Source organism: Rhizobium nepotum 39/7 (genome assembly GCF_000949865.1).
Classification (GTDB): domain Bacteria; phylum Pseudomonadota; class Alphaproteobacteria; order Rhizobiales; family Rhizobiaceae; genus Agrobacterium; species Agrobacterium nepotum.
This window is the reverse complement of the sequence record NZ_JWJH01000049.1, coordinates 1-11,964: the sequence shown is the minus strand read 5'-3', so window position 1 is coordinate 11,964 and position 11,964 is coordinate 1. Positions and strand designations below refer to the sequence as shown.

The following is an 11,964-nucleotide window of genomic DNA, read 5'->3' as shown; positions in this document are numbered from 1 at the left end:
CGCGCGGCCTTTTGTAGACGCTACGCACCGGCTGCTCCAGCCAACCGGCCTTGACGTAGTAGGCGCGCAAATTGCTGGCGATACCGCGCTCTTGCAGCCAAGCGGCATCCACGACCAGCCCTTCGGGAAGGTCTTTCTCAAGCCGGTTTAACAGTGATGCAGATTGCTCAGTCATGCTGAGTATATTAAATGACTCTCAAACCATTTTCAAGTTTGAAAAATATTCCAAATACTCAACCAAACTGAGCAAAAGCGACAGATGGCAATCCTCTACCCGAGTGAGGCACAGCAACACCTGCTGCGGTAAGCCATCAAAGGGATCCTGTCGGATCTGATATTGATGCCGGACAACGGCAGGCTCGCGTTGGCGAACGCCGTGGTGTCACGGTAGACCGCCTCGGTAAGGCGTAGGGACATGGAAGAACAAGACAGGCCATACGACCCAGACCTCGCCAAAGATGCGGCGGGCGCTTTCATGGTTGTTGACGCCGAAGACCCGCAAGCACGCCTCCGTTTTTATCCCTTCGCAGCAAGACGCACTCCTGTCCTGCCGCTCACTTCGGCGCTATGGGGAGCGCGTTCCCGTCAGAACAGGCTGGATCACCGCATCGATCGCTGCAGACGTTCATACAGACCGTTTCCAATTCCTTGGCGATTGGAATTATCAGCCATGATTATTGGAAGTCCACGCCAAAGAGAGCCAAGGGCCTCCGATACAAGGCTGCGATGCCGAAGCCAGACTGCCTGTTTGTCATTCTTCCCTTTAGACTGGGTCGAACAGGCCGGTGCGCCGCGCCAACTCTGTGGCAATCGCCGCCATAGCTCCCTCGCCAAACGGCATGTGATCGAAACCGACACCTGTGGCTCCGGAGATAAACGATACAAACCCCGCGAGACCACCGCCCAGCGAATGTCCCGTGAGGATTGGCTGCGCACCCGTATCGTCAAACGCAGAGTGCCCCATCACCTGCTTGTAAAAGTCCAGCGCCAGGGTTGCCTGCGAGGCTTCTCCATAACCGCCCCCGAGGGTCCATCCGTTCCAGAGGTCGCTAGCGCTATCGAAAATTTCGGTATTGTCCGTACCGCGGTAAGAAATTACCGTCTGCCCATTCAGATTGTATGCGACGGCATAAAATCCGGAATCCTGCCAGCGCTGATAATCATCTGCCGTGACACCGATCGCACTGCGGTCGACTACTTCTGCCGTGCCAACTTTCTCACCGGAAATTAACATACCGGCGGCATAGTCACGATTATAGGAATCCATGGAGAGTATTGCGAGGATAAGCTCTTGAGAAATGCTCATTTATATAGCTCCGTCGAAAATGAACTTACTGTCAAATACTGCATGTCGGGATCGGTCGCGTCTTTTCTTAGATACGGAGGATTTGGAAGTAGGGTGGGATTCTTTTCACCCTCTTCTTTTAACCACCCGAGCACATCTTCGATTTTCCCTTCCGTCACCTGTTCCCTGGTAATCGATAAGGTGATCGAGATAAGCGAAGTGCCTGAACCGAAGAATTCTGCGAGATTGTCGGGATTTACTCTCTTCACTGTCTTCGGATCGTTGATATCGGTGAAGGTCACCAACAACGGGTAGTCGGATCTGGTGAGCGTGGCCGTTGCCGGTTTTGACATGCGTTCCAATTTCGGAGCAACGTCGAGCGGAGCCTCTCCTGGGAAAAAAAGCCCATAGGGTCTCCTCAGATCCGTCAGCAGGACAAATAAATACTTACCCGGCACGACCTCTAAAACAACTGCTTCACCCTCAAGCTTGAAAAACGCGCCAGTTGCTTCCCGAGGTATAAACAGCCCACCCTTTCTGTGCTCCAAATTGGCCGTCATCACACTGGACGCGGATTTTGGACCCGACGGGGTCTCAACCGTAACCGTCAGCTTTTGATGCCACGACCAACTGTCATCGCAACCGCCCAGCAACAGCAGAACGAATAAAAACGGAATTTTCCATAGAATTCCAAATAGCTGCATCGGATACCAGTTCCGCAGAATAAATGCTGGCCAACGAAACTCGGCCTCCAAGCCAAACTTCAGATCAAAATAAATGTGGCATTTCCGCAGATTTAAAGTCGCGTGAGAACACAAAGTGGCATTCAGAAATCAGTTGACGGGCTGCTCGGCTGGGAGCGTCTTTTTGTCATCAGATTTTGCGATAAGACTGCGTAAAACGTCGCTATCAACCAAACGTCCTATAAGAGGATGAACCTTTATCTGGTTCTGCTTGGCAACTGTGTGGAAATTCGAAAGCACGGCGGTAGCGAGCTCTCGCGTCGGTGCGATAACGTCTAGCAACCACACGATTTCACCACTGTTCCAATCAGCAGGCTTCAAGCGTATTGGAAAAATCCCCGCCTTAACCTGCTCAACGATCTTTGCATCAACATCTGCACTCACGCTTGCCCAAATTGCGATAGCGTTTGGTGCCAAACCCGCCTGTTCAGCTCCATCTTCCATTTTCTTCGATACGATTACGATGCGATCGTGGCTGAGCGGATCGATGACCAAATGACCGAGATCGGCCAAGTTCTGGCTGCGATAACGGGGAACGGAACTAAGTGCGAATACGACTTGTCCAAAAACAGAAAAAATTTGCCCTTTTGCTTGTAAAAGTTTTTGGATCACATCGTCGTTTACTGCATCGGATGTAGCCTTCTGCTGAGACTCGTCCTCAAAAAAACCGTCATACTGCCCCCGCAATACCGCCCACAAAGCGTTGATACCCTTCACAACTTCGGAAGCTATCAGATCGAATTTCGATTTCAAGTTGTATGTTTATCACCAAACCGGATTGCAATAATGGGTGTTGATTGAGGCGGTCCGAGTATGGAAGCTTGTAAGTATGCGCGCCTTGATGAAGATCGAACCGCAGACTGGACGTTTCGAGAACTTATATTCCTGAAATCATAATACTATCGGTGAGAACATCGACGTGCCCGAATAGCGGTAACAGCAAGACACTTCGTCGCTTTAACTCTGCAGAGACGGCGGCTAAAGCGTTTAGCCGGTGACGTGATTGGATATCACCCGCGATGCAGCAGTCCGTCCGAACCATTTAGTCCTCTCGCTGAACCGCAGCAGAGATTGACGTGATGCGGCAACTTGCCAGCACCACGCCTATATTCTTCAACGCTTCATGTTGCCTATAAGCTTTTCCATCATTGAAGTTTCCTCTGACGACAGATCCTGTAAGGGAGAACGAACCGGGCCGGCGTCGAAGCCCTGCAGGCGCACACCTGACTTGATGGCCGAGACGGCATATCCCTTGGCACGGTTACAGATCGCCATGAACGGATAGAAGAAGTCGATCAGGATCTTCTCGCACTTGGCACGCTCACCTGCACGCAGTGCCTTATAGAACTCCACAGCGAGACCCGGCCGTGGCGGATGCGAATGACGAACAGCTCTCCAGCCTTCCCTTCAATCCGGCCTGTCGAACAATCGGACTGCCCGTCAGTCAGCAATGGTCTCGAATACGCTGGCCCTCGTCACGGTGCCGAACAGCCCGCTCAGCTCGGGCTCCTTTGACTTGACCCTCCGGAAGTCCTCAAGGGTGCGCTTATCAACGAACAGCACGTCGGTGTAAGCCGCCAACACCGCGAGATGCTGGTCGTGGACGTCGCTGCCCGGCCGAGTGGGGCGCTCCTGCCTGCTACGTTCGAGTCGGACAAGCGTGGCCAGCTACGCTTTTTTAAGGTCATCAATTCTCCTCTAAAACTTGCAAAAATGTAGTTTGTAGACTACGGTGCATCTCATGATCGAGCTAAAGCAGACGGCGGTTTTCGCCAGATGGAAACCCGTCTAAGGGACAAACGAGCGAGGACTATCATTGCGGCGCGATTGATGCGGCTGGCTGAAGGCTTGCAGGGAGACGTCGAGCCGGTTGGTGAAGGCGTCAGTGAATTGCGAATACACTATGGCCCCGGCTATCGCGTCTATTTTCAGAGACGGGGCAATGTTCTCATCGTGCTTTTATGCGGTGGCGACAAAGGATCGCAAGCCCGTGATATTGCCGCCGCGCATAAACTCGCCAAGGAATGGAGCGAAAAAGATGACTGAAAAACTGACCACCTATGATCCTGCTGCCGCTTTGGTCGATGATGAAGAAATCGCCGCGTTCATGGCCGACGCCTTCGAAACCGGCGATGCAGCCTATGTTGCAAAGGCGCTCGGCGTCGTCGCGCGTGCTAAAGGGATGACCGAAATCTCGCGCAAAACAGGCCTGTCTCGCGAACAGCTTTACCGATCGTTCAGCGAGCGCGGTAACCCAACGCTCAAAACGACGTTGGCCGTTATGAGAGCACTCGGTGTTGACGTTACCGCCAAGGCCCATGCCGCGCAGTAACACGGTGGTCCGCATACGTGCGGCAAAAACAAGCTACTGACAAAGCACCCGGGATCAAAAGGTTCAGCATTGTCTCTCGTTGCGACAACGGCAAGCGTTTTGCCTGACCTCGCATATGCTCTCGTAAAATCGATAGGCAGCCTGGTTTTCATGGTTGTCTGGTCGCTCCTTCAACAGCTCCAGACTTCAAAGCCGATATAGTTTCTTCAGGAAGAGGGGATATTGTTTTGCTCGTAAAAGCTGGAACGGATTTTCTCCAGCGTATTGGGTCGTCAGGGCTGCCAACGCATTCCCATTATCTCATCGACTTGAGCTTATGTTGATGACGGCAGACGCCCCGACCTGAACAAAGGAATAATCGACCACGCCCCGCTTCCACAGTGCGGTTACGCTATTTATCGCATCATTCTTGTCGAGATTGTCTGGCGCTCCAAGCCGCTCCGATAACGCATCCATGAAACCGGCAGGCCTTGGCGTGGTAAAGGCGCACGCCTTGTGTCCATTGGGACCAGCGGCAATCCAGAACGACAATAACTCCGCGCCGCCTTCCCTCTCATGTCGCCACCCCACGACATCAACCGAACCGCCATTATAACCGACGAAGCTGCGACGCCACTCCTCAATGTCGGCATTGGACAGACGCTGCCAATCGAGTTTGTCGCCGTTCACCATCGCTTCTTGCACGGTGGACACTTCACAGAGATCGAGAAGGCGCTCCACTGTCATATCCGCCGGCGTGGCCGCGGCTTCCCCGAAACTCAAAAATACGGCAAAGGAGCTGATTGTCGATACCTTGAGGCACAGACGCCGGAACGTCCACGCTCCGTTTTTCATATCGTCACTCCGTTTTGATCTCACCGCCATTTTGTCGCTGTAGACAACCCCACGCCAATCGATCCCCCGAGAGTAGCAGACTGATCGACGTTTGCTTTCCGGCAATCTCCGCATCGATAATCTCATTGTGCACAAACGGAACGCAACCACCAGATTTCTGCACTCGGCATTCGGCACTCGGCCATTCGAAAAAACAAGGCAGCACGATGCAGTCCTCATATTTTACTTCTAAAACGTTCATCAATACTATGATAAAATAAGAATAATGCAGTTAAATAGCTCGCCTCAGTATCCACGCCGGTGATGCATCGGCGTCACAGCCTGGCGTCAACTTCGGGGCCCGCAGCTCACCTCGTCGGACTTCCATTGACCCCCGTCAGCCGACCCGGCAACCTCTTACTATGACCCTGACCAACAGTTTCATTGCCGAACTCGTCCGTGACGCCAACAGGCTCGATCACCTCGACGCCTCGCAGAAACGGCGTATGCTCGAACGGGCAGTGACGACAATCCGCGACATGCGCGAAACGATCGGAATTCCGTCCGGTCCCGGCCGTGACAGTGTCGTCGACATCCACACCATCGCTCTGTCGATCGAACGAGGATGGCGCAGCGATGAAGACGTGCGAAATGCCCTGCTGCAGGCCGCCGGCATGATCCGGGACCTGCATATCATCCTCGACAGCAAGACCGAAATCAGCATCGCCGAACCTGCCGGCTGACGCCCGCTACGCATCTTCCGACCGTCAACGGCACTTCATACCGGCAACATTCGGCCTTCTGGTTTTAGGATTTCATTAACCATACGGGACCACCCTTCTCTCACAGCAACGATGGAGGTTGGCTATGGCTTACGACTGGAACCGCAATGAACGCGATGGCAGGTTTGATGAACTGGCGGCAGCTCTCATATTCTTCACGATCGTCAGTCTGCTTCTGGCATCCGCTTATCTGGTGACGACGTTCGCCAGATAGGCCGCCTGTGTACCTGGGGGCGTCGAAGGACGCTGAAGGCCCAGAACGACACCTTGGCACCACAGACCGCTGCCGTGCCCTCAAAGCCTGCGCAGGCATCGCTCACACGGCAATCCTGTCCGTTTCCACCTGCGACCGCCTCGCGCGCGTCTTCGGCCTCAGCAGGCGGATACGCGACTGCGGCTCGATCACCGACCAGTATGGCTGGATCAGCTCGCGCAGCATCCGGCGCAGCTCCGGCCACGGGGTCTCTTCATTGCGAAGCTCCGGATCATACATCACCAGCATGCAGTGAAGCTTGGCGGCAATGTCGTGGATGTAATAGGGCTGCAGCGAAATCAGCACACGCCCGGCGATGCCTTCAAACCGGGCCAGATCCTGCGCCTTCGCAAGGCCTGCACTGTAGCCGATGCGGCGGTCGGCCGCATTCCATGCCCGCCTCAGTCTCAGCAGCTCAAGCCGCGCGCTCTCTGCTGCATCAGCGCCGATGCGCGGCGCCAGCTCCCTGATCTCCTCAAACGACGAAACAGTCCCGGGTGACGAACCACCATCGTCGATGGCAATCACAACGGAAGGACGGCCGCCCGTCTCTTCCAGCAGCCGCGCCTCAAGATCCCGACATTCACGCTCGGCAGCAAGACGTTGCTGGTAACGGTCATACCAGTCCGGCCACAGCTCCCGGGCATGCACCGGTCCGGCAATTGTGCGCGACGGAAGATCGTTCAGCAGCATTGGCAGGATCCGCGCTGCCAGCGGCAGAAGATTGCGCCGGTTGATCACACTTGGCAGCCTGTCGACAAACGTCTCGTTCGGGAATTCATTTGCGCACGAAATTTTAGGTAAAGTTCTGCTATTCTCAGAATCAGCCATGATCCAAGCTCCAGATAGCTAGATTGTGGTCAGGTCGAGTTAGGTGTTCCAGCACCTGCTCGGCCGTTGCGTAAGCAACTCTGAGAGTACTCGGCTTGCATTTTTTATGTCAAGGTTATAATTTGATAACACATGATCAAATTCGAATGGCTAGGGCAGCCCTTAAGTGGGGCGTGCGAGATCTGGCAGCGAGGGCAAAAGTAACTGCCGCAACGATCACCCGTATCGAATCCGGCAAATCAGGACACGCTGCAACCCTGATTGCGATTCGCCTGGCTTTCGAAGAGGCCGGCCTCACCTTCATTGACGAGAACGGCGGTGGCGTCGGCGTTCGTTTCGCGAAACCGGCATCAGAGACAGACCCCTGAAACGATGGACATTGACGGCGGGCAGTTGACGATAGACCGGGTCAGCGCCCGGGACTGAGGCCTGACCATGACAGACGATCTTCGCGGCCATATTCTCCTTCTCTCCGGCCATCCCGGCTCCGGCAAGTCAACAATAGCCGAAACGCTCGCGCACCTGCCCGGCGTGCCAAAAGTTCATGTTCACAGCGATGATCTGTGGGGATACATCAAACACGGCCGCATCGATCCCTGGCTTCCCGAATCCCATCAGCAGAACCGCATGATCATGCAGATCGCCGCCGATGTTGCGGGTCGCTATGCCAGTCATGGCTATTTCGTCATTCTCGATGGCGTCGTGCGACCGGACTGGCTCCCGGCTTTCACGGCACTCGCATGCCCGCTGCACTATGTCGTGCTCCGCACAACAGTGGCAGAGGCAATCGAACGCTGTCAGGCACGCGGCGGCGACAGCCTGAGCGATCCGCCTGTCGTGGCCGATCTTCACTCTCAGTTTGCAGATCTCGGAGCCTTAAAGCACCACCTCCTGTCAGTGTCAGGCAAGGACAGGGAACACGCCCTGCAGTCGGTCATCAATGCGCTGCAATCGGCACGTTTCCGTATTGATGCCACGAGCGATGGCAATCGATAACGAACAGACAGGTGAAACAAGCGTGGCTGTGCCGACAATCTATCTCCTGCGTCACGGCGAAACTGTCTGGAACTGTCCTGGCCGGTTTCAGGGGGCAACAGGATTCACCGCTGACCGCGCGCGGTATCGAACAGGCGGATCAAGTTGCACGCCTGCTCCGCGACGCGCTCTGCACCGACGACCAGCCTTTCCGGATGCAGATCAGTCCGCTCGGGCGCGTGCGACAGACGAACGACGGTGCAGCAGTGCTTTGACCGACATTCACTTACTTATATGCAATAGACCATATATAGGCCCTTGTACCAATAATCGCTTATAGTGTTCTATATATGGTCTCTTATAGAATTTTTATGGAAATTTCTATAAGGGAGCATATATGATGCCTTAATGGCATATTTTCTGGTAAGGGCGCTAATATGATCCATAGTGAGGCGACCACTAAGACACTCGAAGGAATTCTGCGCGACATCGGGGACCGGATAGCGAAAATCCGCCTCAGCCGAAATCTGACGCAGGCGGATCTGGCGAGACAAACCGGCATATCGGTCAGCAGCATCAAGCGTCTCGAAGCCGGCGAAAACACGTCGCTCGACACCTTCATCCGAGTTCTGACGGCGCTCGGACTGGCCGATCATCTGACGGGCTTTCTGCCCGATCCCGACGTCCGGCCGATCGAGCGCGTCAAGCGCGAAGGTCACGAGCGCCAACGCGCTTCCGGCCGCAAGGGCGCGACGAAAGCGACGGAATGGGCATGGGGTGAGGACCACGAGGAATGACAGACGCGACGGTTCGATTGTGGGGCAAGGATATTGGGGCAGTGAGCTGGCTCACCGATCGTGGTATCGGCGTCTTTCAGTATATGCCCGACTTCGTGGGCAGCGCGATGGAGCTGGCGCCGATCATGATGCCGCTCAGCCCTAACCCCTATGAGTTTCCCGCCCTTCCCAAAGAGGCATTCAAGGGACTGCCGGGAATGCTCGCCGACTCCCTGCCGGACAAGTTCGGTAACGCCCTGATCGACACCTGGCTTGCCGCACAGGGACGCACGGCAAGCAGCTTCAATCCGGTCGAACGCCTTTGCTATATCGGTACACGCGGCATGGGCGCGCTCGAATTCCACCCGACCATGCTCAAAGCCGCGCGCAAGTCGAACCGGGTCGACATCAACGCCCTAACCGCGCTTGCCAATCAGGCTCTCAATAACCGCGAGGCTCTGGCCGGCGTTCTCAGAGGGGACGACGACCGGGAGATGCTGGAAGAAATTCTGCGCGTCGGCACCTCGGCGGGCGGCGCGCGCGCCAAGGCGATCCTGGCCTGGAATGAGGAAACCGGTGAGTTCCGGTCCGGTCAGGTGAAGGCCGGGGAAGGCTTCACCTACTGGCTGATGAAATTCGACGGAATCTCGAACAACAGCGACAAGGAACTGGCCGACCCGCAAGGCTTCGGCGTGATCGAATATGCCTTCTACCTGCTCGCTACCGCCGCCGGCATCGATATGAGTGAATGCCGCATCCACAAGGAAAGCGGCCGATCGCACTTCATGACGCGACGCTTCGATCGCAGCGCCAGCGGACAGAAGCTGCATATGCAGTCGCTCGCCGCACTCCGGCACTATGATTTCAATATGGCCGGCGCCTATTCCTATGAACAGGCGGTCGAGACGATCCGGCTGCTGGACTTACCGGCTTATGACGTCGAACAGCAGTTCCGCCGTGCGGCCTTCAACGTGCTGATCCGCAATCAGGACGATCACGTCAAGAACATAGCCTTCCTGATGAACCGCAAAGGCGAGTGGCGACTGTCACCCGCCTACGACGTCGTTTATGCGTATAATCCAGGCGGGGCCTGGACCAACCAGCATCAGATGAGCCTCAACGGCAAGCGTGACCATTTCGAGCTATCGGATCTCGTCGCCTTCGGCGAGTTTTGCGGACTTAAGCCGAAGAAGGCCGACGCAATCATCCGCGACATGCACAGCCATTTGGATAATTGGCTGACCTACGCGGACAAGGCCGGCATGCCGGAAAGCGAGGCCTTGAAGATTCACCGCGCAATGCGGCGCGAAATCGTTATTCCCGACGCCCGGAAGACACCCGCCTCCAAGCCGGTGTCCGACGCATCAGCCCCGTGAGCATCGGCCCCGAGGCTGAGCACGCTTCGGGTAGTATTCAGGCTTGCCTGTAAGCCCCATATGATCGTCAAACGCTCAGCCGTTCCCCTCCCGGTTTTCTCCCTCGATCAACTCCACCAGCAGCGCACGATCAGCATCGCGGAGCGCCATCTGCGGCAGCTGCCGCCGCATCCAGTCCCGCAGCATCTGCGCATCCGGTCCATCCGCTGATGTCTGCAGTTCGCTGGCGAGCAATGTGCCCAGCAGCATTTTCCGCCGCACCTCAAGCCGCCGTTCCTGCGCGGCAAGCCGGGCCATCAAAGTGCGCCTGCGCGCCTCCAGTTCCTCGATGCGACGGGCAACCGGTTTACGTGCCATCACCACCTGCCGCGCATTCCGAACAGCCCGTCCATGACCTTTGACGGGACGTTGTCACCATCGATCAGCACCGCCAGCCTGTGCCTGTAGCGACCTGTTCCGTGGCCAACATTTCCGTATGCCTTCGTCGTCGCTGACCGTCGTTTCGTTCTTGCGAAGCTGCCCGCATCCATCACCGTCTCCATCGCTGCCTGTGCCATCGAGCCAACGGTAACGGCGATCAGATCGCACCGCATCCTGGTGAATCCTGCAATGGAGCCATGGCTTACGACCCGCTAAACAGAAAGCAGCAAGGGCGCACTTACGAGTTGGCGCCCCGATGACAGGCAAAACCGCCGCCTTGCGGAAAGGGTCCATGCCGGAGCGGGTACCGGTGCTTCTGGTCCGATCTTCGGTCTTTCCGCCGGCGTGGTTTATCGGGAGACCGGCATGGCGATCTACCATTGCAGTGTAAAACCGGTTGGACGCAGCGCCGGCAAAAGTGCGGTGGCCGCCATCGCCTATCGCACCGCCAGCAGGATCCTCAACGAGCGCGATGGCATCATCCATGACTTTACCGCCAAACAGGGTGTCGCCCACGCGGAGATCGTCCTGCCAGATGGCGTCGATGCCGGCTGGGCGCTGGATCGCTCGGTCCTCTGGAATGCCGCAGAGGCCGCCGAACGGCGCTCGGATGCCCGTGTTGCCCGCGAGTTCGAGATCGCGCTTCCATATGAATTGACCGATACCGAACGACTGTCGCTGACCCGCGCCTTTGCCGGTGATCTTGCCAATCGTTTTGGCGCCGCCGTCGACTTCGCCATCCATGTGCCGCAGGGCAACAGCGACAGCCGCAACATCCATGCCCATGTGGTCATGACCACACGGGTGATCACCGCAACCGGCCTTGCACAAAAAACGCTGATTGAGCGCGAGAACAGATGGCTGACCGACAACGGTCTGCCGACCTCGCAGATGCAGATGAAAGCGGTGCGTGAGGCCTTTGCCGATCTCGTCAACCGTCATCTGCTGCGCGCCGGTCTCGACCGCCGTGTCGATCATCGCTCGCATCTCTCCCGCGGCCTTGCCATCCAACCGACAGGCCATATGGGCGTGCATGCCTCGCAGATGAAGGAGCGTGGTGTCGATGTTTCCCGCAGCCGTATCGAGGAAGACGCAGCACGGCGAAACGCCGCGCTGATCCGCCGCCGTCCCGAACAGGTGCTTGCCCTCATCACATCAGGTCAGAGCGTCTTTACCCGTCACGATATTGCCAGAACGCTCAGCCGCTACATCACCGATACGCAAGCCTTCCACAATGCCCTTGCCGCCGTCATGGCATCACCGCAGCTGGTTCAGCTGCGGTCAGAGCAGAGACGGGAACCGGCCCGCTATTCCACCGCCAGCATGATCGAACTCGAATATCGGATGGCAGAGAGTGCGACCAGAATGGCGGCACGCT

Annotated in this window: 16 protein-coding genes and 3 pseudogenes; 10 read left to right on the top strand and 9 right to left on the bottom strand. The window is 56.5% G+C overall.

Annotated elements, in window-relative coordinates; genetic code table 11:
• The 5 genes and pseudogenes from RS75_RS26035 to RS75_RS24295 form a co-directional block, all read right to left on the bottom strand.
• Nucleotides 1–175: AbiEi antitoxin N-terminal domain-containing protein (locus RS75_RS26035; protein ID WP_200893668.1), on the bottom strand; the 175-nt coding region annotated here is incomplete at its 3' end.
• Nucleotides 176–763: 588 nt separating this feature from the next.
• Entirely contained in the window at nt 764–1,306 is a 543-nt protein-coding gene (locus RS75_RS24310) for an alpha/beta hydrolase family protein (protein WP_045025180.1), read from the bottom strand.
• Nucleotides 1,303–2,040 carry a hypothetical protein gene (locus RS75_RS24305; RefSeq protein ID WP_045025179.1) on the bottom strand — a complete coding sequence of 246 codons (738 nt, stop codon included), beginning with the start codon at nt 2,038–2,040 and terminating at the stop codon, nt 1,303–1,305. The genes RS75_RS24310 and RS75_RS24305 overlap by 4 nt, the downstream gene beginning before the upstream one ends.
• Before the next feature lie 78 nt (nt 2,041–2,118).
• Nucleotides 2,119–2,781, bottom strand: a complete 663-nt coding sequence (locus RS75_RS24300; RefSeq protein WP_052679760.1) for a toxin-activating lysine-acyltransferase — start codon at nt 2,779–2,781, stop codon at nt 2,119–2,121.
• Nucleotides 2,782–3,141: 360 nt separating this feature from the next.
• Nucleotides 3,142–3,393: pseudogene (locus RS75_RS24295) on the bottom strand (5-dehydro-4-deoxyglucarate dehydratase); the annotation flags it as partial.
• Between the two features lie 376 nt (nt 3,394–3,769).
• Here RS75_RS24295 and RS75_RS24290 point away from each other — a divergent pair.
• Both RS75_RS24290 and RS75_RS24285 read left to right on the top strand, forming a co-directional pair.
• A pseudogene (locus RS75_RS24290) lies at nt 3,770–4,074 on the top strand (type II toxin-antitoxin system RelE/ParE family toxin).
• Complete coding sequence (locus RS75_RS24285; protein ID WP_045025177.1) at nt 4,067–4,360, top strand: addiction module antidote protein; 294 nt, start codon at nt 4,067–4,069, stop codon at nt 4,358–4,360. Before RS75_RS24290 ends, RS75_RS24285 begins: the two are co-directional and overlap by 8 nt.
• Before the next feature lie 300 nt (nt 4,361–4,660).
• Here RS75_RS24285 and RS75_RS24280 read toward each other — a convergent pair whose 3' ends face one another.
• Nucleotides 4,661–5,194, bottom strand: a complete 534-nt coding sequence (locus RS75_RS24280; RefSeq protein ID WP_045025176.1) for a hypothetical protein — start codon at nt 5,192–5,194, stop codon at nt 4,661–4,663.
• A gap of 401 nt (nt 5,195–5,595) precedes the next feature.
• Between RS75_RS24280 and RS75_RS26535 the strand changes: the two genes are divergently transcribed.
• Together RS75_RS26535 and RS75_RS27360 are read left to right on the top strand one after the other, a co-directional pair.
• On the top strand, nt 5,596–5,916 hold the full coding sequence (locus tag RS75_RS26535; protein WP_045025175.1) for a hypothetical protein: 321 nt from the start codon (nt 5,596–5,598) through the stop codon (nt 5,914–5,916).
• Between the two features lie 124 nt (nt 5,917–6,040).
• The gene (locus RS75_RS27360; protein ID WP_267884637.1) at nt 6,041–6,169 is read left to right on the top strand and encodes a hypothetical protein; all 129 of its coding nucleotides are present in this window, start codon (nt 6,041–6,043) and stop codon (nt 6,167–6,169) included.
• A 102-nt stretch (nt 6,170–6,271) separates the two neighbouring features.
• Here the strand turns inward: RS75_RS27360 and RS75_RS24270 are convergent, their stop codons facing one another.
• Entirely contained in the window at nt 6,272–6,901 is a 630-nt protein-coding gene (locus tag RS75_RS24270) for a hypothetical protein (RefSeq protein ID WP_152643197.1), read from the bottom strand.
• Nucleotides 6,902–7,185: 284 nt separating this feature from the next.
• On the opposite strand from RS75_RS24270, the gene RS75_RS24265 reads away from it, so the two are divergent.
• The 5 genes and pseudogenes from RS75_RS24265 (at nt 7,186) to RS75_RS24250 (ending at nt 10,166) form a co-directional block, all read left to right on the top strand.
• Nucleotides 7,186–7,407: a helix-turn-helix domain-containing protein gene (locus tag RS75_RS24265; RefSeq protein ID WP_045025173.1), complete on the top strand. Its 222-nt coding sequence runs from the start codon at nt 7,186–7,188 to the stop codon at nt 7,405–7,407.
• A 67-nt stretch (nt 7,408–7,474) separates the two neighbouring features.
• Nucleotides 7,475–8,035, top strand: a complete 561-nt coding sequence (locus tag RS75_RS24260; RefSeq protein WP_045025172.1) for an AAA family ATPase — start codon at nt 7,475–7,477, stop codon at nt 8,033–8,035.
• Nucleotides 8,022–8,265, top strand: a pseudogene (locus tag RS75_RS27235) (phosphoglycerate mutase family protein); the annotation flags it as partial. The gene RS75_RS24260 and the pseudogene RS75_RS27235, both read left to right, overlap by 14 nt.
• Nucleotides 8,266–8,451: 186 nt before the next feature.
• Nucleotides 8,452–8,811 (top strand): helix-turn-helix domain-containing protein, encoded by a 360-nt coding sequence (locus tag RS75_RS24255; protein ID WP_045025171.1) that lies wholly within the window; start codon nt 8,452–8,454, stop codon nt 8,809–8,811.
• Complete coding sequence (locus RS75_RS24250) at nt 8,808–10,166, top strand: type II toxin-antitoxin system HipA family toxin (RefSeq protein WP_084687210.1); 1,359 nt, start codon at nt 8,808–8,810, stop codon at nt 10,164–10,166. Before RS75_RS24255 ends, RS75_RS24250 begins: the two co-directional genes overlap by 4 nt.
• 75 nt (nt 10,167–10,241) lie before the next feature.
• Here the strand turns inward: RS75_RS24250 and RS75_RS24245 are convergent, their stop codons facing one another.
• Entirely contained in the window at nt 10,242–10,523 is a 282-nt protein-coding gene (locus tag RS75_RS24245; protein ID WP_045025170.1) for a hypothetical protein, read from the bottom strand.
• Nucleotides 10,523–10,759: a hypothetical protein gene (locus tag RS75_RS24240; protein ID WP_045025169.1), complete on the bottom strand. Its 237-nt coding sequence runs from the start codon at nt 10,757–10,759 to the stop codon at nt 10,523–10,525. The genes RS75_RS24245 and RS75_RS24240 overlap by 1 nt, the downstream gene beginning before the upstream one ends.
• 193 nt (nt 10,760–10,952) lie before the next feature.
• Between RS75_RS24240 and mobQ the strand changes: the two genes are divergently transcribed.
• A partial coding sequence (mobQ, locus tag RS75_RS24235) for a MobQ family relaxase (protein WP_160297209.1) occupies nt 10,953–11,964 on the top strand: 1,012 nt, incomplete at its 3' end.

Coding starts and splice junctions, on each gene's coding strand:
- RS75_RS24310 (WP_045025180.1), bottom strand. CDS start 1,306: ATGAGCATTTCTCAAGAGCTTATCCTCGCAATACTCTCCATGGATTCC.
- RS75_RS24285 (WP_045025177.1), top strand. CDS start 4,067: ATGACTGAAAAACTGACCACCTATGATCCTGCTGCCGCTTTGGTCGAT.
- RS75_RS24280 (WP_045025176.1), bottom strand. CDS start 5,194: ATGAAAAACGGAGCGTGGACGTTCCGGCGTCTGTGCCTCAAGGTATCG.
- RS75_RS26535 (WP_045025175.1), top strand. CDS start 5,596: ATGACCCTGACCAACAGTTTCATTGCCGAACTCGTCCGTGACGCCAAC.
- RS75_RS27360 (WP_267884637.1), top strand. CDS start 6,041: ATGGCTTACGACTGGAACCGCAATGAACGCGATGGCAGGTTTGATGAA.
- RS75_RS24270 (WP_152643197.1), bottom strand. CDS start 6,901: ATGCTGCTGAACGATCTTCCGTCGCGCACAATTGCCGGACCGGTGCAT.
- RS75_RS24265 (WP_045025173.1), top strand. CDS start 7,186: ATGGCTAGGGCAGCCCTTAAGTGGGGCGTGCGAGATCTGGCAGCGAGG.
- RS75_RS24260 (WP_045025172.1), top strand. CDS start 7,475: ATGACAGACGATCTTCGCGGCCATATTCTCCTTCTCTCCGGCCATCCC.
- RS75_RS24255 (WP_045025171.1), top strand. CDS start 8,452: ATGATCCATAGTGAGGCGACCACTAAGACACTCGAAGGAATTCTGCGC.
- RS75_RS24250 (WP_084687210.1), top strand. CDS start 8,808: ATGACAGACGCGACGGTTCGATTGTGGGGCAAGGATATTGGGGCAGTG.
- RS75_RS24245 (WP_045025170.1), bottom strand. CDS start 10,523: ATGGCACGTAAACCGGTTGCCCGTCGCATCGAGGAACTGGAGGCGCGC.
- RS75_RS24240 (WP_045025169.1), bottom strand. CDS start 10,759: ATGCGGTGCGATCTGATCGCCGTTACCGTTGGCTCGATGGCACAGGCA.